Annotated in this window: 21 protein-coding genes; 11 read left to right on the top strand and 10 right to left on the bottom strand. The window is 47.6% G+C overall.

Translation table 11 applies throughout. The features are described from left to right. Window positions 1-18 precede the first annotated feature (18 nt). From hrcA to dnaJ, 5 genes are all read left to right on the top strand, one after another. The gene (gene hrcA, locus ICN42_RS00470) at window positions 19-1041 is read left to right on the top strand and encodes a heat-inducible transcriptional repressor HrcA (protein WP_216249341.1); all 1023 of its coding nucleotides are present in this window, start codon (window positions 19-21) and stop codon (window positions 1039-1041) included. 43 nt (window positions 1042-1084) lie between these two features. Beyond that, window positions 1085-2179: a ferrochelatase gene (hemH, locus tag ICN42_RS00465; protein ID WP_216249338.1), complete on the top strand. Its 1095-nt coding sequence runs from the start codon at window positions 1085-1087 to the stop codon at window positions 2177-2179. A 100-nt stretch (window positions 2180-2279) separates the two neighbouring features. Beyond that, window positions 2280-2840 (top strand): nucleotide exchange factor GrpE, encoded by a 561-nt coding sequence (gene grpE / locus ICN42_RS00460; RefSeq protein ID WP_216249334.1) that lies wholly within the window; start codon window positions 2280-2282, stop codon window positions 2838-2840. 175 nt (window positions 2841-3015) lie between these two features. Beyond that, on the top strand, window positions 3016-4950 hold the full coding sequence (gene dnaK, locus ICN42_RS00455; protein WP_216249332.1) for a molecular chaperone DnaK: 1935 nt from the start codon (window positions 3016-3018) through the stop codon (window positions 4948-4950). A 99-nt stretch (window positions 4951-5049) separates the two neighbouring features. After that, window positions 5050-6183, top strand: a complete 1134-nt coding sequence (gene dnaJ, locus ICN42_RS00450; protein WP_216249330.1) for a molecular chaperone DnaJ — start codon at window positions 5050-5052, stop codon at window positions 6181-6183. Between the two features lie 13 nt (window positions 6184-6196). Here the strand turns inward: dnaJ and panB are convergent, their stop codons facing one another. The 6 genes from panB to ICN42_RS00420 form a co-directional block, all read right to left on the bottom strand. Beyond that, complete coding sequence (gene panB, locus ICN42_RS00445; protein ID WP_216249328.1) at window positions 6197-7012, bottom strand: 3-methyl-2-oxobutanoate hydroxymethyltransferase; 816 nt, start codon at window positions 7010-7012, stop codon at window positions 6197-6199. Between the two features lie 17 nt (window positions 7013-7029). Next, window positions 7030-7557, bottom strand: coding sequence for a 2-amino-4-hydroxy-6-hydroxymethyldihydropteridine diphosphokinase (folK, locus tag ICN42_RS00440; protein ID WP_216249325.1), 528 nt, complete (start codon window positions 7555-7557; stop codon window positions 7030-7032). A gap of 72 nt (window positions 7558-7629) precedes the next feature. Further along, on the bottom strand, window positions 7630-9030 hold the full coding sequence (gene pcnB, locus ICN42_RS00435) for a polynucleotide adenylyltransferase PcnB (RefSeq protein ID WP_216249323.1): 1401 nt from the start codon (window positions 9028-9030) through the stop codon (window positions 7630-7632). After that, complete coding sequence (locus ICN42_RS00430) at window positions 9027-9707, bottom strand: HAD family phosphatase (RefSeq protein WP_216249322.1); 681 nt, start codon at window positions 9705-9707, stop codon at window positions 9027-9029. The genes pcnB and ICN42_RS00430 overlap by 4 nt, the downstream gene beginning before the upstream one ends. 6 nt (window positions 9708-9713) lie before the next feature. Beyond that, a complete protein-coding gene (hda, locus tag ICN42_RS00425) occupies window positions 9714-10472 on the bottom strand; it encodes a DnaA regulatory inactivator Hda (RefSeq protein ID WP_216249319.1) in 759 nt (252 codons plus the stop codon). 12 nt (window positions 10473-10484) lie between these two features. Then, on the bottom strand, window positions 10485-11474 hold the full coding sequence (locus ICN42_RS00420; protein ID WP_216249304.1) for an AI-2E family transporter: 990 nt from the start codon (window positions 11472-11474) through the stop codon (window positions 10485-10487). Between the two features lie 73 nt (window positions 11475-11547). Between ICN42_RS00420 and purM the strand changes: the two genes are divergently transcribed. Then, a complete protein-coding gene (purM, locus tag ICN42_RS00415; RefSeq protein WP_216249302.1) occupies window positions 11548-12600 on the top strand; it encodes a phosphoribosylformylglycinamidine cyclo-ligase in 1053 nt (350 codons plus the stop codon). Between the two features lie 13 nt (window positions 12601-12613). Here purM and miaA read toward each other — a convergent pair whose 3' ends face one another. Beyond that, a complete protein-coding gene (gene miaA, locus ICN42_RS00410) occupies window positions 12614-13618 on the bottom strand; it encodes a tRNA (adenosine(37)-N6)-dimethylallyltransferase MiaA (RefSeq protein ID WP_216249300.1) in 1005 nt (334 codons plus the stop codon). Between the two features lie 67 nt (window positions 13619-13685). On the opposite strand from miaA, the gene ICN42_RS00405 reads away from it, so the two are divergent. Continuing rightward, on the top strand, window positions 13686-14345 hold the full coding sequence (locus ICN42_RS00405; protein WP_216249298.1) for a DedA family protein: 660 nt from the start codon (window positions 13686-13688) through the stop codon (window positions 14343-14345). Between the two features lie 32 nt (window positions 14346-14377). On the opposite strand, the gene ICN42_RS00400 is transcribed toward ICN42_RS00405, so the two are convergent. Both ICN42_RS00400 and murJ read right to left on the bottom strand, forming a co-directional pair. Continuing rightward, entirely contained in the window at window positions 14378-15220 is an 843-nt protein-coding gene (locus ICN42_RS00400) for a SirB1 family protein (RefSeq protein WP_216249296.1), read from the bottom strand. A gap of 5 nt (window positions 15221-15225) precedes the next feature. Continuing rightward, the gene (gene murJ / locus ICN42_RS00395; RefSeq protein ID WP_216249294.1) at window positions 15226-16779 is read right to left on the bottom strand and encodes a murein biosynthesis integral membrane protein MurJ; all 1554 of its coding nucleotides are present in this window, start codon (window positions 16777-16779) and stop codon (window positions 15226-15228) included. Between the two features lie 154 nt (window positions 16780-16933). Here murJ and rpsT point away from each other — a divergent pair, with 154 nt between their 5' ends. Next, entirely contained in the window at window positions 16934-17200 is a 267-nt protein-coding gene (gene rpsT, locus ICN42_RS00390) for a 30S ribosomal protein S20 (RefSeq protein ID WP_216249292.1), read from the top strand. 75 nt (window positions 17201-17275) lie between these two features. On the opposite strand, the gene ICN42_RS00385 is transcribed toward rpsT, so the two are convergent. Further along, window positions 17276-17590 carry a DUF3579 domain-containing protein gene (locus ICN42_RS00385; RefSeq protein WP_216249289.1) on the bottom strand — a complete coding sequence of 105 codons (315 nt, stop codon included), beginning with the start codon at window positions 17588-17590 and terminating at the stop codon, window positions 17276-17278. A 153-nt stretch (window positions 17591-17743) separates the two neighbouring features. Here ICN42_RS00385 and argF point away from each other — a divergent pair, with 153 nt between their 5' ends. The 3 genes from argF to ICN42_RS00370 are packed head-to-tail and all read left to right on the top strand — an operon-like array spanning window position 17744 to window position 20330. After that, window positions 17744-18691, top strand: a complete 948-nt coding sequence (argF, locus tag ICN42_RS00380; RefSeq protein WP_216249286.1) for an ornithine carbamoyltransferase — start codon at window positions 17744-17746, stop codon at window positions 18689-18691. A gap of 58 nt (window positions 18692-18749) precedes the next feature. Next, window positions 18750-19979 (top strand): argininosuccinate synthase, encoded by a 1230-nt coding sequence (locus ICN42_RS00375; RefSeq protein WP_216249284.1) that lies wholly within the window; start codon window positions 18750-18752, stop codon window positions 19977-19979. Between the two features lie 45 nt (window positions 19980-20024). Beyond that, window positions 20025-20330 carry a pyrimidine/purine nucleoside phosphorylase gene (locus ICN42_RS00370; RefSeq protein ID WP_216249281.1) on the top strand — a complete coding sequence of 102 codons (306 nt, stop codon included), beginning with the start codon at window positions 20025-20027 and terminating at the stop codon, window positions 20328-20330. The last annotated feature ends 30 nt before the right edge of the window (window positions 20331-20360 follow it).

Below are 20360 nucleotides of genomic sequence, written 5' to 3'. Positions count from 1 at the left end.
CATAAAATCCCTTCCACTATGGATGATCGCTCCCGCGCCTTACTGAAAACCCTCATCGAGCGCTATATCGAAGAGGGGCAGCCTATTGGCTCACGCACTCTGTCTCGATTCTCGGGCCTGGATCTTTCTGCGGCCACGATTCGCAATGTCATGGCGGATTTAGAGGAAATGGGCCTAGTAACTAGCCCCCATACCTCGGCTGGTCGCATACCAACCCCAAGGGGCTATCGCCTCTTTGTGGATACGATGGTGACCGTTCGCCCCTTAGAGGAAATTGCCGCTCGAGAAATGGAAAAAGGACTTTTGCCAGATTCTCCACAAAGGGTGATGAACTCCGCGGCGCAAATTTTGTCTAATTTGACCCATTTTGCCGGGGTGGTGATGACGCCTAAGCGGGCCCAGGTGTTCAAACACATCGAGTTCTTACGGCTTGGCGAAGGCAAGATCTTGCTCATTATGGTGACCCCCGAGGGGGATGTTCAAAATCGTATCCTTCCCACCACGCAGGATTACACCCCAAGCCAGCTGGTGGAGGCGGGCAATTACATCAATATGCAGTTCGCAGGTAAGAGCTTTGCTGAGGTGCGGGCACACCTCGCTTCCGACCTGGATAACTTACGTAGTGACATCTCTGGACTCATGGCCTTAGCCTTGCACAGTGGCGTTAGCGATTACGGTATGGGTCAAGGAGATATGCTTTTGTCAGGTGAGCGGCGCTTACTGAATGTTGGCGATCTCAGCACCAATTTAGATAAGCTGCGCAAGATGTTCGACATGCTTGAGCAAAAGTCGGTTCTCATGCAATTGCTGGACGTATCGAGCCATGCTGATGGTATTCAAATCTTTATTGGTGGTGAAAGTGACTTGCTGCCATATGAAGATTTGGCAGTCATCAGTGCACCCTATAGCGTGGATGGGCAGATCGTTGGAACTCTCGGTGTCATTGGCCCTACTCGCATGGCATACGATCGGGTCATTCCGATTGTCGACATCACCTCTAAGTTGTTATCTGGCGCATTGAGTTCCCCGGTGAATTCCTAGGCACTATTATTTTTTTAGCTCTCTTAATTAAGATGGATCTCTCTTGAATCAAAACCCTCACTTACGCCCCTCTAAGACAGCAGTGCTATTGCTGAACTTAGGCACTCCTGCCGCGCCAACTGCCAAAGCAGTGAGGGCTTATCTCAAAGAATTTCTATCGGATCCACGCGTCGTAGAAATTCCTCGCATTATTTGGTGGTGCATTTTGAACGGCATTATTTTGCCGATTCGTAGCGGTGCCTCCGCTAAAAAATACGCTTCAATTTGGCTGCCAAAATTAGGCTCACCTTTAATGCATTATTCACGCTTGCAAGCCAAAGAATTGGGTGAAAAATTCGCTAATCATGGTCAAGTAGTATTGGTAGACTTAGCGATGCGCTATGGTCAACCATCGACCCAGCAAGCCCTTGAAGCCCTTCAGGCACAAGGTATGGAGCGTCTTTTGTTGTTACCACTGTATCCACAATATTCAGCAACAACCACTGCTTCAAGTTTTGATGAAGTGTTTCGTGTGCTCGGAACATGGCGCAATCAGCCTGAGTTACGCTTGGTGAAACACTATCACGACAACCCTGAATACATTGCCGCATTGCGTGACCAAGTGCTCGGTGCATGGGATAAGGACGGACGCCCAGATTTTGCTGCTGGCGATCGTCTCGTCATGTCTTTCCATGGACTACCTAAGCGTAATTTAATGAAAGGCGACCCCTATCACTGCGAGTGTTTAAAAACAGGTCGCTTGTTAGGTGAATCCTTAGGTTTAGTACCTGGACAGTACTTGGTGACCTTTCAGTCTCGCTTTGGTAAAGCGGAATGGCTTAAGCCTTACACGGCACCAACAATTGAAAAGTTGGGTAAAGAAGGTTGTCAGCGAGTGGATATTTTTTGTCCAGGCTTTCCAGCGGATTGTTTGGAGACCCTGGAAGAGATTGCCATGGAAGCCCGCGAGATCTTCTTGGAGCATGGCGGAAAAGACTACCGCTACATTCCCTGCCTCAATAGCAATCCAAAGTGGATTGATGCGATGTACGATATTGCCCAGCAGCATTTGGCTGGTTGGAATCTGGGTGTGGAGTCGGATTCAATATTGCAGGAGCGTGATCGCTTGGCTGATTTGGCAAAAGCTAACATTGTCTAAACTTCAGTAGCTTCAGTAACTCCAGCGCACTTGAAATTGCCTTAATCGACCCCATATTGTTGAGAAGTAGCCATTCTGATAGAAAAGTGAATTTGCACCTATGACCCAAGAAAATCAAAACCCATCTCCTGAGCAGGAAAATATGACCGCCGATCCTCAGGCTGAAGGTGGTGTTGATGTAGCCCCTACCGATGCTGAAGTAAAGACTCCAGAGCAAGAAATCGCTGAGTTAAATCAAAAACTAACCGAGATGCAGGATAACTATCTTCGCGCTAAGGCCGAAGGTGAGAATATCCGCCGCCGTGCCGCTGAAGATATTTCCAAGGCTCATAAGTTTGCAATTGAGAGTTTTGCCGAGCATCTCGTGCCCGTAACTGACAGTCTGTACGCCGCCCTGAATGCAGAAGCAGTTGATGCTAAAGCCTTTAAAGAGGGCTTGGATATCACCCTTAAACAGCTACTTTCAGCATTCGAAAAAGGTCGCATAACTGAAATTAATCCTGCTGTAGGCGATAAGTTCGATCCCCACCATCACCAGGCAATTGCCTCGGTACCCTCAGATCAAGAGGCTAACACCGTGGTTTCAGTACTGCAGAGGGGTTATTCCATTGCAGATCGGATCCTTCGCCCAGCCTTGGTAACTGTGAGTGCGCCAAAATAAGCTATTTAAGGCCCTAAATTAGGGGTTTCTGGTGGAAAAAGAGATAAAAAAGGCAGAAATCTGCCTTTTTTGCTTTTTTAGCCCTTGAATTCTCCTCATTCGGCCCCATTTATTGTATATCGATTTATTCGCAGTTTTACGAAATTACACATAACTTAATTTTTTTGGAGCCATTATGGGAAAGATTATCGGAATTGACTTGGGAACCACGAACTCGTGCGTTTCCGTTGTTGAAAATAATGCACCTAAAGTTGTCGAGAACGCAGAAGGCGGCCGTACAACTCCATCGATCATTGCTTACGTTGAAGACGGCGAAGTATTGGTTGGCGCGCCTGCAAAACGCCAATCAGTTACCAACCCTAAAAACACCATCTATGCGGTAAAGCGCTTGATGGGTCGCAAATTTACTGATGCTGAAGTGCAAAAAGACATCGGTCTAATGCCTTATAAGATTGTTCAGGCAGATAACGGTGATGCTTGGGTTGAGGCACGCGATAAAAAAATGGCGCCACAACAAGTATCAGCGGAAATCCTGCGCAAAATGAAAAAGACTGCCGAAGATTATCTCGGTGAAGAAGTCACTGAAGCGGTGATTACTGTTCCCGCTTACTTCAATGACAGTCAACGTCAAGCAACTAAGGATGCAGGTCGTATTGCTGGTTTGGACGTAAAGCGCATCATCAATGAGCCAACTGCAGCGGCATTGGCATTTGGTTTAGATAAGCAAGACAAAGTGGATCGCAAGATCGCTGTGTATGACTTAGGCGGCGGTACATTTGACGTATCTATTATTGAGATTGCTAACGTAGATGGCGAGAAGCAGTTCGAAGTTCTCTCCACTAACGGTGACACATTCTTGGGTGGTGAAGACTTTGACCAACGCATCATTGACTGGATCATTGCTGAGTTCAAGAAAGAGCAAGGCGTAGATTTGAGCAAGGACGTATTGGCTCTACAACGTTTGAAAGACGCTGCTGAAAAAGCCAAGATCGAGTTGTCATCCGCTCAACAAACTGAGATCAATTTGCCATACGTGACTGCTGATGCAGGCGGTCCTAAGCATTTGAACTTAAAATTGACGCGCGCTAAGTTAGAGTCTTTGGTAGAAGAGTTGATCAACCGTACGGCTGGTCCTTGCTTGACTGCGATCAAAGACGCTGGCGTGAATGTGACTGACATCGACGATGTGATTTTGGTTGGTGGTCAAACCCGTATGCCTGCTGTTCAGGACAAGGTAAAAGAAATTTTTGGCAAAGAGCCACGCAAAGACGTGAACCCAGATGAGGCAGTTGCTGTTGGTGCCGCGATTCAGGGCTCTGTATTGTCAGGTGATCGTAAAGACGTATTACTCTTGGACGTGACTCCTTTGTCATTGGGTATCGAAACCTTGGGCGGCGTTATGACCAAGATGATTCCGAAGAACACAACCATTCCTACCAAGCATTCACAGGTTTACTCCACAGCGGAAGACAACCAGCCTGCGGTAACGATTAAATGTTTCCAGGGCGAGCGTGAGATGGCTGCTGCCAACAAACTGCTCGGTGAGTTTAATTTGGAAGGTATTGCTCCAGCACAGCGTGGTATGCCACAAATTGAAGTGACCTTTGATATTGATGCCAACGGTATTTTGCATGTAACTGCAAAAGACAAAACTACAGGCAAAGAGAACAAGATCACCATCAAGGCAAACTCTGGCTTGACTGAAGAAGAAATTCTACGCATGGTGAAAGATGCCGAAGCGAATGCCGACGAAGATAAAAAAGCATTGGAATTGGTAACGGCGCGCAACACTGCTGATGCACTGGCTCACTCAACCAAGAAAGCCTTGGAAGAGCATGGTTCTGCCTTAGAGGCTTCTGAAAAAGAAGCAATTGAGGCTGCCTTGAAAGAATTGGACGAGGCAATCAAGGGTAGCGATAAAGCTGCTATTGAAGCTAAAACCGAAGCTTTGGGTAAGGCAAGTCAGAAGTTAGGCGAAAAAGCCATGGCTGCTGAGCAAGCTAAAGCTGGTGGTGCCGCTCCTGGCGCAGCTCCAGGCGGTGCGCAAGCTGCCGCTCCAGATGCTGATGTTGTAGATGCTGATTTCAAAGAAGTGGATGACAAGAAGTAATCCCGGAGATTGAAAGCCATTTAACGTAGTTTAGAAGTAATTAAATAACAAGTCGGCCTCGTGCCGACTTGTGTCATTCAGGTTGTTGAGAGGAATTTTGTGCCTAAAAGTAAACGCGATTATTACGAAGTGCTTGGTGTTGCGAAAGGCGCCAGTGATGAGGAGCTAAAAAAGGCTTATCGGAAAATGGCGATGAAGCATCATCCCGATCGCAATCCCGATAGCAAAACTGCGGAAGCGCAATTTAAGGAAGTTAAAGAAGCTTACGAAACCTTAACGGATCCAAATAAACGCGCTGCTTATGATCAATATGGTCATGCAGGCCTTGATCAATCCAGCGGTTTTGGGGGTGGTGGCTTTGGCGGTGGCGGCGGTTTTGCTGATGCTTTCGGCGACATCTTTGGCGATATTTTTGGTCAAGGTGGTGGACGCCAGTCTGGACCACAAGTGTACAAGGGTGCCGACTTACGTTACAACATGGAGATCACTCTCGAGCAAGCTGCCGAGGGTTACACCACTCAAATCCGGGTGCCCAGTTGGAGCAATTGCAAACCATGTCATGGTACTGGCGCTGAGCCAGGAAGCAAGGCCGAGAGATGCACTACTTGCGATGGTCATGGTCAAGTTCGCGTCCAGCAAGGTTTCTTCTCAATGCAACAAACTTGCCCCAAGTGTCGCGGCACAGGTGAATACATTCCTAAGCCATGCAAGACCTGCCATGGTAGCGGTAAACATAAAGAACAAAAAACACTCGAGATCAAGATCCCTGCCGGTATTGATGACGGCATGCGTGTGCGCTCTGTTGGAAATGGTGAGCCAGGCGTCAATGGCGGTCCATCTGGTGATCTTTATGTAGAGGTGAGAGTAAAGCCACATAAAGTATTTGAGCGTGATGGCAGTGACCTGCATGTTCAGATGCCGATTTCCTTTGCGACTGCGACTATTGGGGGTGATATTGAAGTGCCAACCTTATCAGGGCGCGTCGAGTTCCCAATTCCGGAAGGTACTCAGACAGGAAAAACATTCCGTTTGCGTAACAAAGGTATCAAGGGTTTGCGCTCAACGATGGTGGGCGATCTGTTTGTTCACGTTGCCGTTGAGACTCCAGTGAAACTGACTGATGAGCAAAAGAAAATGCTCAAAAAGTTTGATGACAGCTTGCAGTCTGGTGGCGACAAACACAATCCCCATCAAAAGGGTTGGTTTGATGGTGTAAAAAGCTTTTTTAGTTAACTAGTATTCAGGCTTATCCAGCAAAGCCGTGTTCGGGTCCGGGGAATTTTCCGGATTTAACTTCTCGAACATAGGCTTTGACTGCCGCCTCAATAGAGGCATGACCATCCATAAAGTTCTTAACGAACTTCGGGGGCTTTCCGGGGCTGATGCCCAGCATATCTTGTAGTACCAATACTTGACCGGAGCAATCTGCTCCTGCGCCGATTCCAATAGTGGGAATAGAGAGTGCTTCGGTAATGTGCTTACCTAATGAAGAGGGAATCGCCTCAAGCACAATCATTTGCGCGCCAGCTTGCTCACAAGCAATGGCCTGTTCAATCATCAGACTTGCGGCATCTTTCGATTTGCCTTGAACCTTATAACCACCCAAGACATGAACAGACTGAGGTAGTAGCCCTAAGTGCGCGCAAACAGGAACGCTACGTTCGACTAAATATTGAATGATGTCGATTTGCCAATCCCCACCTTCAAGTTTGACCATATCCGCTCCAGCGCGCATGAGCTCTGCCGCTGAATCGAGGGCTTGAACAGGATCTCCATAGCTGGCGAAAGGAAGATCGGCAATGATGAAGGCATGAGAATTGGCGCGGGCTACACATTCGGTGTGATACGCCACTTGTTCAACAGTTACTGGTGTTGTGCTTGAGTGACCTTGAATCACATTACCCAAGGAATCGCCAATCAGAATGGTTTCAACACCACAGCGATTTAACAAGGCTGACATAGTTGAATCATATGCCGTCAGCATTGTAATTTTTTCACCCTCAGCGCACATGGAGAGGAGTTTAGAAATCGTAATTGGCTTTTCGCCCTGTAAGTAACCCATGGCGTGAGTTTAATGAATTAATGCGCTGATTGGCTATAAACGGCATTTTCACCACAATTACAGTTGCGGCAAGGGAGTTTTTCAATACGCTGGTCGGCAACTTGAGGCAGATAGGCCTTTAATTCGCCCCAATTCGGCAAAAAGAAATCTGGTGCAATTTCTAGGAGTGGCAGCAGGACGAAAGAGCGCTCAATGATTCTGGGATGGGGGATGGTGAGCTCGGTATCTGTTTGAGATACACCCTCAAAAGCCAGGATATCCAAGTCAATCGTTCGGGGTGCGTTAGCGTAAGGACGCTCACGGCCAAACTCTTGCTCGACCGCTTGGCAGACATGTAATAGGCCATAGGGGCTTAATTGCGTTTCAATTTCAATCACGGCATTGATATAGTCGCCGCCAGTGGCTTGGAAAGGCGCGCTTTGGTAGAAGCAGCTTTTGGCGAGGATTTGGAGTTCACAGCGTTGGGCAAGGCACACAATCGCGTCAGTTATGAGCTGACGCGTATCGCCGATATTACCGCCAAATCCAATAAAAGCTCGAGCCATGCTCATTCCAAACGAGAGAGAAAACTACATGAGACTACTGAACCTACTTTACTGAATTTTTCTTAAGTCTGCTTAGTCTGCTGCACCTTCAGTGGGCACAGCTACTTTTGTTTTTCTGCGGCGACGCCGTTTTGCGGGGGAGGCCGGATTGCCAGTCTCGTTTTTGACGCTTACCATCAAGGCTTCTTGTCCTGTTGGATCGCTTGTAATGAAGCTAGTCCACCATTCACCCAGGGCTGGATTTTTCTCGCCCGTGGCGCAGCGCAGAAGCATAAAGTCATAACCCGCTCTAAAGCGTGGGGATTCAATCAGGCGATAAGGGTAGCGTCCAACTCGCTTTTCAAAGCGGGGTTGCATGGACCAGATTTCTCGCATATCACTCTCAAAGCGACGTTGAATCACCATACCGCTGCTTTGGCTGGCAATAGTTTCATCCATCGCATCATGCAGGGCGGGAATATTGGAAATCCCTTTGGCGATATTCTTTTTCCAATTGCTCAGAAGGTCTGGCCAAAGCAAAGTTGCAAACAAGAATCCAGCCGAAACACTTTTCCCGGATTGAATGCGTTGATCAGTATTCGCGAGAGCAATGCGAACAAAATCATTTGCCTCTTTGGAATCGGCCCCCTTATTTAATATGTGATCAAGCAAGGGAAGAAGGCCATGGTGTAGGCCTGCATCTTTTAATCCTTGAATCGCAGCCCATGAATAGCCAGACATGAGTAGCTTGAGGATTTCATCGAAAAGACGTGCGGATGGAACATCATGGATCAACTTACCTAGTTTAGCGATGGGTGCGCGTGTCGCCGCATCTAAAGTAAAACCTGTCTTTGCGGCAAAACGAATCGCGCGCAACATGCGAATCGGATCTTCGCGATAGCGTTTAGCAGGGTCACCAATCATGCGCAAAGTTTTTTTCTGCATGTCGGCCATACCACCGTGATAGTCGAGCACGGTTTCAGTGGCGGGGTCGTAGTACATCGCATTAATACTGAAGTCTCTGCGTTCGGCATCTTCATGTTGACTGCCCCAGACGTTATCGCGCAGGATGCGGCCATTTTCGGCGACATGCTCGCCAGCGTTTTCCAGCAAGGCTCTGAAGGTAGATACCTCAATGATTTCGGGTTGACCTTTGCCAAAGAAAGTCACATGCACAATCTGAAAGCGACGACCAATTAGGCGTGCCTTACGAAACAGTTTTTGTACTTGCTCCGGCGTGGCATTGGTTGCCACATCAAAATCCTTAGGGCCAATCCCTAGAGCTAAATCTCGGACTGCGCCACCGACAATAAAAGCATCATAGCCAGCTTGTTGCAATGTCTGGGTTACTTTGACTGCATTTTTAGAAAGCAAATGCGGATCAATACGATGAGTTTTTCTAGGGATTCGTTTCGGCGCGCCAGAGGTATGGGCAGCGGTATGCCTGACCATAGGGTCGCGACGCAAAATACGTTTAATAAATTTGGTAATCATGCAAACAGTTCAAGTATGGGCCAGTTGCGCTTTGTAGCTTCGTCACGCAGGCGGGTATCTGGATTGGTAGCAATAGGATTGCTGACTTTTTCCAGGAGGGGTAAATCATTCATGGAGTCTGAATAAAAATAACTTTGTGGCAATTGATCTAATACAAGATTTTGACTGGCAAGCCAATCTTGCACCCGTTGGATTTTGCCTTCCCGAAAACTCGGAATGCCTTTGACTTCGCCAGTGAAATTAGCGAGGGGGTTATCTCCCACGGTGGCAGGCTCGGTAGCGACAAGATGCTCAATACCAAAACTTTCAACGATGGGGCGGGTAACAAAGCTATTGGTTGCAGTCACAACGCAGCAAAGGTCGCCAGCATCTTGGTGGCGCTTTACCAGGTCGACGGCCTGTTGACGAAGTTGACCAGTGATCACTTCCTGCATAAAGGTGTCATGCCATTCTTTGAGTTCTGCACGGGAATGTTCCGAGAGTGGCTTCAAAGCAAAGCGTAAGAATTCTTGGATATTGAGCTTCCCGTCTTTGTAATCCTGATAGAAGCGTTCATTTTGCTGCGCATAGTATTTGCTATCCACTACGCCAATGCGTGCCAAGAACTGACCCCATTCGTAATCGCTATCGCAGGGGAGAAGAGTGTGGTCTAAGTCGAACAGTGCTAATTGGGTCATTAATATTTATTTAGGCTGCAAGAGTTCTCTAACAAGAGGCAATGTGACAGCACGTTTTGTTTCTAGTGAATAAGCATCCAAAGCATCAATCAAGGCCATGAGGTTAGGCATATCGCGATAAAAGCGATTCAACAACCAAGGTAATACATCTGGCGATAAAACCAAGCCGCGCGCTTGCGCTGCCTGCTGTAAGGCCTCTATTTTCTCATCATCGCCCAAAAGATGAGTTTGAAAGATTAAACCCCATCCTAGGCGGGTGCGAAGGTCCTCTCTGAGCCTTAGCGCGCCGGGTGCGGCATTGCCAGCCATGAAGATATGAACGGCCTTACTGCTCTGAATAGCATTCAGAATACGAAATAAAGAGGCGACTAAGCGCTCATCAAGTCGATCTACGTCATCTACTGTAATTACTGAGGGGGTATCGCTCGCACAGAGGCTAGGCAGGTATTCCTCCAAGCGCACCCAGGAAATGGGTTCATTTGGGGTGAGGGAAATGTACTCCAAGCCTAATTGCTGAGCGGCATCGCCAATTGCGCTGAGTAAATGGGTGCGACCAGAGCCTTCCGGCCCCCACCAATAAATCCAGCGTTGATTTAAGGGGTTCTCACTCGCTAGTCTTGGGGCATTGATTTCCCAAGATTGAGTTAATGCCAGTAAGGTAGAGTGCAGCGCCAGATTTTCGCCGGCCAAAAAATTATTTAAGCTGGGCTTGGGTGTGTGGCCGATGTCGAGCGCAAACTGTTTTGGTAGTGAGGGGCTATTCATTACTGCAAAAATTTACTTTTGATACCACGAGCTTTGGGTATAGCGCGACCATCCGTATTGCAAAAGTACTAAGCTGACCGCGCTCGTTGGTAATGCCAGCAACACGCCAAAGAAACCAAATAATTTTCCAAATAACAATAAAGCAAAAAGTACGGCGACAGGATGCAAGCCAATGCGCTCACCCACTAGACGCGGTGTGAGGAAGAAGCCCTCAGTGAATTGACCGAGTGCGTATAGCACCAGCACACCAATGATTGCACCGCCAGGCCCAAATTGCAAAAGGGCCGCGAGGAGGGCCAGGGTGAAGCCTAAGGTAATCCCGATGTAGGGAATCACAATCATGAGGGCAGTAAAGACTCCCAATGCCACTGCCCCTTTAATTCCGATAAGACTTAATCCTACGCTGTAGAAAACAGACATGATCGAAATCACAATGAGCATACCCCTGAGATATTGGGAGAGTAAGCCATCGGCATGCATTGCGAGGTGGTGAATAGTTTCTTGCGCACGAACCGGAACAATCGATTTGACTAGCTTGAAAAAATGATCCCAGTCGATCAATAGATAAAACATGACAAATAGCGTCAGAACTGCATTAACGAATCCTGTGATGACTGAGCTGCCAGACATCAATACTGTCTCCAAAGTGGATGACATTAGTGCATCAGAATTGTCATTAAGGTGTGCGGTAATCTTTTGGGTAGCGCTGGACTTGAGGGTGTTCCAATCTACATTAATGTGAAATTCACTTAATTTGGGCCCAAGCCAAGACTGGGTGTTTTGGATCCATTCTGGAAATTGGGCCTTAATTAGGGGGATTTCGGTTTTGAGAAGCGTAATAAACAGGCTCAAAATCAAAAAAACCACTCCCAGACCAATAATCATGGCAATAGCAGCCGCGGCTGCGCGGGGTAGCTTATGCCTCTCAAGCCACAAGCAAACTGGGCGTAAGGCATAAGCCAGAATAAATGCAGTTAAAAAAGGGGTAAAAATTTCAGCCATCGTGCTCGAATCCTCTAGAATTCAATGATTCTACCGACCAAGTAGTGTTTTTTACTAATCTTCTATCTCTGCCATGACCTCATCTACTCATTCTTCCTCAAAAGGCCTTTCCTACCGCGACGCAGGTGTCGATATCGACGCAGGGGATGATTTGGTGGATCGCATCAAGCCTTTAGCCAAGAAAACCATGCGTGAGGGTGTGCTGGCCGGAATTGGCGGCTTTGGCGCCCTGTTTGAAGTGCCTAAACGTTATAAAGAGCCGGTATTAGTCTCCGGTACTGACGGCGTTGGTACAAAACTGAGATTAGCTTTCGAATGGAATCGTCACGATACGATCGGCCAGGATTTAGTGGCGATGAGCGTGAACGACATTTTGGTTCAAGGTGCTGAACCCCTCTTTTTCTTGGATTATTTTGCTTGTGGCAAGCTCACTGTAGATACTGCCGCAACTGTAGTTGGCGGGATTGCTAAGGGTTGCGAGCTATCTGGTTGCGCACTCATTGGCGGTGAAACTGCCGAGATGCCGGGTATGTATCCCCCTGGTGAGTACGACTTGGCTGGCTTTGCTGTTGGCGCTGTTGAAAAATCTAAAATCATTACTGGTGCAACGATTGCGCCAGGCGATGTGGTTTTGGCAATTGCTTCGAGTGGCGCGCATTCCAATGGCTATTCATTAGTTCGTAAAATTATTGAGCGTGCTGGTGCAAAGCCGACCGATGATTTAGGTGGTCGTCCATTGGGTGATGTAGTAATGGCCCCGACACAAATTTACGTTAAGCCACTGCTGAAGTTGATCAACGAGATCAATGTGAAGGGCATGGCTCATATTACTGGCGGCGGCTTAGTGGACAACGTGCCACGTGTACTGCCAGAAAATACTCAAGCTGTATTACATCGCGATAGCTGGCAAATGCCAGAACTCTTTCGCTGGTTGCAGATGAAGGGTGGCGTAGCTGATGCAGAAATGGTGCGGGTATTTAACTGCGGTATTGGCATGGTGGTGATTGTCTCTGCCGATCAGGCGGATGTCGCAATCCAATCTCTTAAGGCTGAAGGTTTACATGCTTGGACTGTTGGTGAAGTTGTAGAGCGTCCAGCTGGCGCACCTCAAACCATCGTCATTTAATACTTGCTAAAGCCTATTTACTTAGGCTTTGCTTGCAGTGCTCTAGGGCTGCGTTCAATTCAGTTGGGTTGAAGGGGTCAAACGTTTTTCTTCCAGCGATAGCGCGTAACCAAGTCAGCTGCCTCTTCCCAAGCTGTCTAGTCGAGGCCAGTGCTTTGTAGCGCATTTCAGCTTGATCGACTTCTCCAGATAAGTATTCCCAAACTTGTCGATAGCCAACAGAGCGAATGGCAGGAAGGTCGCCATGCAGAGCGGGATTTTTTTTCAGTAGCTCAACTTCTTCTAATAATCCTCCAGTGAGCATTTCATCAAATCGTTTTTCTAGGTTCTGATGCAGGCGAGAACGGTCACTTGGTTCGAGGGAGACTAGATCAATCCACTCCGGAATATCTGAGCCCGCTCTACCATCTTCACTAGGCGAATCTGCCAATAGTTCCGACATGGGTTTACCAGTGATCTCATAAACCTCTAAAGCACGTTGCACTCGTTGAGAATCATTGGGCTGTAAACGAGCGGCGGTAATGGGATCCACTTTGGCCAATTCAGTATGCATCGCTGGCCAACCAATGGCTTTACCTCGCACATCTAGGCGGGCCCGAATTTCTGGATCTGCTGGCGGTAGGGAGGAGAGACCATATGCCCAGGCGCGCCAATACAACATCGTACCGCCCACTACAACAGGAATATTGCCTCGTGTACGAATTTCTTCGCATAGTCGTTTCGCATCATTCGCAAAGCGTGCCGCCGAATAGGATTCAGTAGGCTCCAAGATATCAATCAGGTGGTGCTGAACCGCAGCTTGTTCTGCCTTGGTTGGTTTCGCACTACCAATATCCAGTCCGCGATATACCAATGCGGAGTCCATGCTAATCAATTCAACAGTTTGGCCAATTGATTTGGCATGCTCTGCCAATGCCATGGCGAGATGGGTTTTGCCTGCGCCTGTGGGGCCAACAATACAGAGTATGGGTGGCTGCCGAAGTAAATGCGTAGGCTGAATGTGAGGTTCAGTTTGCATATCTCATTATAGGAATGAAATGTCGTGAGCTGTATTGTTAGCCTGTTAATATCCTTGCAACTAATACATGGAGCGCGATTTGATTGATACCTTATTGCAGTTAGGCGATTTGCTATTACATATTGATCGCCATCTAGATGTGGTGATTCAGCAATATGGCTATTGGGCGTATGGTTTACTTTTCGCCATTGTTTTTGCAGAGACTGGTTTAGTAGTCGCCCCCTTTTTGCCGGGGGATTCATTATTGTTTATTGCTGGAGCCTATTGCGCTACCGAGCATTTTAATCTGTGGACTCTTTGTATTGGATTGTTGATAGCTGCAATCAGTGGAAATACAGTGAACTACTTTATTGGTCGCTGGATTGGTGAAAGAATTTTTAGCAGTCAATCACGCTGGATCGATCAGGCGGCTTTACGTAAGACACATTCTTTTTACGAGAAGCACGGTGGCAAAACGATTATCGTGGCACGCTTTTTACCGATCATTCGCACCTTCGCTCCATTTGTCGCTGGTGTATCAGCAATGAATTTCTCGCGCTTTCAGTTATTCAATGTGACTGGCGCTGTCTTGTGGGTATTTGGTTTGGTGGTGGCTGGTTACTTCTTTGGCAACATCCCCATCATTCGCCAAAATCTGAATGTGATCGTCTTGATTGGTATTGGCGCTGCAGCTGTTCCAATCGTATTGGCCGCACTTTACAAACTATTTCAGCGTAAAAAGAAATAAGCAATCTCCAAAGAGATTGCCGAACCTCTTCCTTAATGCAGTTTAGTTTGACTCTCTAGAGTAGCGATGTGCTCACGAATATCCGCCACGTCTTCCGCGCCAGGCATTTCGCTTAAGTAGCGATGTAGATCAGCTATCGCAGGGCGAATGTACTCTAGTTGCGCAAAAATCAAGCCACGATCGCGAACCTCTTCGGGTGAATCTGGCAACAGAATCACTAGACGTTCTTGAATTCCCAGTAGACGCTCCCAGCGCTCATCTTCCGAGTAAATCATTTTGAGATTTCTCATAAAGCGTGAGAGGATTTCTCGTGCGCTTGAGGCCCGCAAGAAAATATTGAGTGGCAGACTAAGTTCACCGCGATAGCCTTTGGCATCTAGGTAGGGATCGAGCATTTCTTGCAATTGGTTTTTAGAGAGGGACTCGCCATTCAATGGATCCATGATGATTTCGCCTTGCTGTAAGGAGATGCGCATCATGAAGTGATTCGGGAAAGACACCCCGCGAATATTTAAACCAATTTGCTGGCCGAGTTCCATCATCAAGACGGCCAATGAGATAGGAATGCCACGGCGATTCTCGATGATCTGATGGAGGTAAGAATTCTCCGGCGCATAGAAGTCATTTGGATTAGGGCCAAAGCCTAGCTCGTTATAAAAGAAATGCTTGAGTAGCTGCAGGCGCTGAATCGGGGGCGTATCTGGAGTAATGCGTTGTTTGAGTTTGTTACCCCACTGATCGATCTGATCAAGCACTCCCTGAACATCGAGGTCGGGGTAGGCATGTTGTGCAACCGCTACCGTCGCCTCGGTTAAGGGAAAGTGCTCGTCTTCAGCAACGAGAGAGGTGAAATAGTCGAGTTGTTGTGTTGGCATAAAAGCTATTTTGCATGACGTAGGAATTTTTGCCAGCGGATACCGACAAGCGCTAAAGCTGAAAAATAAACTACTGCAGCAGCAGCGAGCCAAGCAGCCACCAATCCAACGCGGATCCAAGGGCTAGATTGCAGTGCAATCCAATCATGTGCGCTAGCTGCGTAATACAAGAGGAACGCAAAAGGAATTAAGGCAAGTGATAGCTGTCCCAAATACTTAAACCACGAAGCGTTCGGTAGGGCACCGCGTCGATGCAGGCCCACCCAAAGGAGTGTTGCGTTCAGACAGGCACCCGTACCAACTGAGAGTGCAAGGCCAGCATGTCCCAACCAGGGAACAAAAACCAAATTCGCCAATTGGGTTGCCACCAAAACTAATAAGCCAATCTTTACTGGTGTGCGGATATCTTGGCGTGAGTAAAAGCCGGGAGCCAAGATCTTCACCAAAATGAGGCCAATCAATCCAACGCCATAAGCAGCCAGTGCGCGCTGCGTCATCAGGACATCTAAGGCATTGAACTTACCGTAGTGATAAAGCACTGCAGCGAGTGGCTCTCCAAAGATAAAGAGGGCAATCGCGCAAGGCGCAGCTAGCAAGAAGGTGAGTTGCAATCCCCAAATCAGGAGTTCGCCAGCGTGTACTAAATCATTTTTTGCATTTGCTTTGCTGAGGCTTGGTAGTAGAACTGTTCCCAGTGCTACACCTAAGAGCGCTGTCGGAAACTCCATTAAGCGATCAGCATAAGAGAGCCAGGACACGCTACCTGCTTGCAAGCGGGAGGCAATATTGGTATTGATGATGAGTGAAATTTGGGCGACTGAAACTGCAAACACCGCAGGGCCCATTAATTTCATGACCCGTCTTGCATCTGGATTTTTGATGGCCGCTTTGATGGCGCTCGGCAAAAGACCTACTTTAGGTAATAAGCCCAGACGTGATAGCGCTGGAACCTGAATCGCTAACTGCAAGAAACCGCCCAGGAGCACGCCAATGCTCAGGGCATAAATTGGCTGCTCTAGATGGGGTGCCAAAAATATGGCGCTACCAATTAGGGCTAAATTGAGTAAAACAGGCGTAAATGCAGGGATTGCAAAGCGACCAAAGGTGTTGAGGATCCCTGCCGACAGAGAAACCATCGAAATCAGGCCAATATAGGGGAACATGATGCGGGTCATCACTACGCTCGCTTCGTAGGCTGGACCACCTTCAAAGCCTGTAGCAATCACCAGAATCAGCAGTGGGGCACCAATAACCCCAAGGAGTACCGTGAGTAGCAAAGCCCAAAATAAGAGCGTAGCAACCGCATTTACGAGGAATTGGGAGTCTTTTACGTCCCCTTGGCTCGAAATTTCCCCCAAAATCGGTACAAATGCCTGGGAAAAGGCCCCCTCGGCAAAGAGTCGGCGCAGCAAATTGGGTAGTCTAAAGGCCACATTAAAGGCGTCAGTCCACTCTGAAGCCCCAAAACTACGGGCAATCAGGGTCTCCCGGAGAAGTCCGGTGATCCTAGAGAGCATCGTGAGGGAGCTAACCTTGGCGGCAGCAGAAAGCAGATTCATGGGCCAATTTTCCCCTATTTATCAAGCGACTGGGCTTTTTTGGTCCTTTAATGTAAAATCTTGGGTTTCGGTGAGTCAGCTTACAAATTTGGCTAACCCACGCAGATTTTCAGTTAATCGTATTTTGTAATTTTTTATATAGCAAGGTTTAAAGATGGCCAATACCGCACAAGCGCGTAAACGCGCACGGCAGGCAGTAAAACAGAATGATCACAACTCCAGTTTGCGTTCTAAACTTCGCACTTCCATTAAGGCAGTTCGTAAAGCAATTGAAACTGGTGACAAAGCTGCTGCAGCTAAAGTATTCGCAGCAACTCAATCAACAATCGACAAGATTGCGGATAAAAAGATTGCTCACAAAAACACTGCATCACGTCAGAAGTCACGTTTGTCTGCAGCTATTAAGGCAATGGCAGCGTAAGACTTTTATAGTTTTAGGCAGGCTCTAGAGTAATCTGAGTCTAAGCCCGCTCCTTATCAGAGCGGGTTTTTGTTTTTAAGACTGGGATTGCGAGTTCGGCTCGAATTCGCAGGCTTCTTCGATTGGCAGACTGTTGTCTTTGGCAAAGTTCACGACAAAGTCGAGCGCTCTCGGATCAAGGTCTCTTAGTCTGGTATCAATAACAACGCATTTCACTTTTGCAATAACCACTGGTCTGACATAAGGCGAGTAAGTGAAGCGGGGGTCGCCAGCATCGCCTGGCGGGCGAAAGGTGGCCATCACTCCGCAAAGACGTTCGGCCCAGTCGCTGGGACGAAAAGGTTTGCCAGAAGTCGTAATGCCTTGAATGAAAAGCTTTTTGTGGTTCAAGTTGGCGTAGAAATCGTTGTAAGGAATCAGTGTTGCTCAGCCCTCTAGCTTAACAGTCTGCGAAGGCCTTAAGATGACTTTAGGAACTATTTTCGTGCAGTTCGATGCCTCAAACTAAAAATGCAAGCTAAAACTCTAGTGGAAAGCTCAACAATGACATCTTTGGCAAAGCCTCAAGTGCCTGGCCAGGTTAAGCATTACTTGCAGTTTACCGACCTGACGCGCGAAGAGTATGACTACCTTCTTAAACGCTCTGCTTGGCTCAAGACCAAGTTCAAAAGTTATGAGACTTGGCACCCCTTGCACGATCGCACTCTCGCGATGATCTTTGAGAAGCATTCCACCCGTACCCGCCTTTCTTTTGAGGCGGGCATACACCAGCTTGGCGGTCACGCCGTATACCTCAACACCCGAGACACTCAATTGGGTCGTGGCGAGCCTGTGGGTGATGCTGCGCAGGTGATTTCAAGGATGACTGACATCATCATGATTCGTACTTTTGGCCAAGAGATTATTGAGCGCTTTGCCGCCAATTCTCGCGTACCCGTGATCAACGGTTTAACCAATGAGTACCATCCTTGCCAGGTATTGGCCGATATCTTTACCTTCGTAGAGGCGCGCGGTCCAATTCAGGGAAAAACAGTCGCTTGGGTAGGTGATGCCAACAATATGGCCTATACCTGGATTCAGGCTGCGGAATGTTTAGATTTTCAAATTCACTTTTCTGCGCCCGGCGGCTATCAACTGGATGACTCCAGATTGACTGCTGAAGCTTTAAAGCACCTGACAATTTGCGCAGATCCAAAAGATGCCTGCAAGGGCGCTGACTTAGTTACCACTGATGTATGGACCAGTATGGGCTATGAGGATGAAAATACTTCTCGTATGGCCGCCTTCAAAGATTGGATGGTAGATGAAGAGTTGATGTCCTTGGCTAAGCCAGATGCCCTTTTTATGCATTGCTTGCCAGCACATCGTGGTGAAGAGGTTACGGCAGAAGTGATTGATGGTCCTCAAAGTATTGTCTGGGAGGAAGCCGAAAATCGTTTGCATGTTCAAAAAGCTTTGATGGAGTATTTACTCTGCGGCCGTTTGGATTGATGTTTTAAATAATTTATTTTTGTTGGTTATTAGTTAATTTTTTGATTGAATAGAAATCATGTCTGATATTAAAAAAGTAGTTCTAGCGTATTCCGGTGGTCTTGACACTAGCGTGATCTTGAAATGGCTTCAAGATACTTATCAATGTGAGATCGTGACTTTCACAGCGGATTTGGGTCAAGGGGAAGAGCTTGAGCCAGCGCGCGCTAAAGCCTTGCAGTTTGGCATCAAGCCAGAAAATATTTTCATTGACGACTTGCGTGAAGAGTTTGTGCGCGATTTTGTTTTCCCAATGTTCCGCGCCAATACCATTTACGAGGGCGAATACCTTTTGGGCACTTCTATCGCGCGTCCTTTGATTGCTAAGCGTCAAATTGAGATTGCGCGTCAGACGGGTGCGGACTCAGTCTCACACGGGGCTACTGGCAAAGGTAATGATCAGGTACGCTTTGAGTTGGGCTACTACGCGCTCGAACCAGGAATCAAAGTCATTGCTCCGTGGCGTGAGTGGGATTTACTTTCTCGTGAAAAATTGATGGCCTATGCAGAAAAGCATGGCATCCCTGTCGAGATGAAGCACAAGCAAGGCGGCTCACCTTATTCAATGGATGCCAACTTATTGCACATCAGTTATGAAGGCCGTCATCTCGAGAACCCCAACGCTGAAGCTGAAGAGTCAATGTGGCGTTGGACGGTATCTCCTGAAAAAGCTCCTGATGCAGCAGAAATTATTGAAATTGAATTCCGGGCTGGTGATCCAGTGGCGATTAATGGCAAAGCTTACAAGCCGCATGAGTTGTTGGCTGAGCTCAATCGCATCGGTGGCATGCACGGTATTGGTCGCCTCGACTTGGTTGAGAACCGCTTTGTGGGTATGAAGAGCCGTGGCTGCTATGAAACTCCTGGCGGTACGATCTTGCTAAAGGCCCACCGCGGTATTGAAAGTATTACCTTGGATCGCGAAGTGGCTCACCTTAAAGATGATCTGATGCCACGCTATGCCAGCTTGATTTATAACGGTTTATGGTGGGCGCCTGAGCGTCTTGCTTTGCAAACCTTGATCGATCACACGCAACAGATGGTCAATGGTGTGGTGCGCTTGAAGCTCTACAAAGGATCCGTCTCCGTGATCTCGCGTGATTCAGCGAATACCCTGTTTGATCAGACTATTGCTACCTTTGATGATGATGGCGGTGCATATAACCAAGCTGATGCTGGTGGGTTCATTAAGCTCAATGCTTTGCGTATGCGAATTGCTGAAACTGCAAGACGTAAGCGTGCTAAATAATTAAGATAAACAACAAGCTAGTAATTCAGATTAGAAAGAATAAAGATGCAATTTGATCAAGTTTCTGTAGGCAAAAAAGCCAATGTATTTTTTGATGGTAAGTGCGTATCTCATACTGTGACTTTGCCAAATGGCATTCGTAAGTCTGTGGGCGTAGTGTTGCCAAGCACTTTACGTTTTGACCTCAGCACTAAAGAAATCATGGAAGTAGTCGACGGCAATGCATTTGTCAGTATTAACGGCGCCCCAGAGGTGGAGTTCAAAGCTGGTCAAAGCTGGGAAGTAGAAAAGGGTGGATATTTCATTATTCGCGCCGAGGCCCCCGTGCACTATGTTTGCCATTTTGAGTAAACAGATACTTTGCAGATGTTTAAACCACCT

This window comes from Polynucleobacter sp. 71A-WALBACH, assembly GCF_018882365.1.
GTDB lineage: Bacteria > Pseudomonadota > Gammaproteobacteria > Burkholderiales > Burkholderiaceae > Polynucleobacter.
The sequence above is the reverse complement of the archived record's forward strand: the minus strand, read 5'-3'. Positions and strand labels throughout refer to the sequence as shown.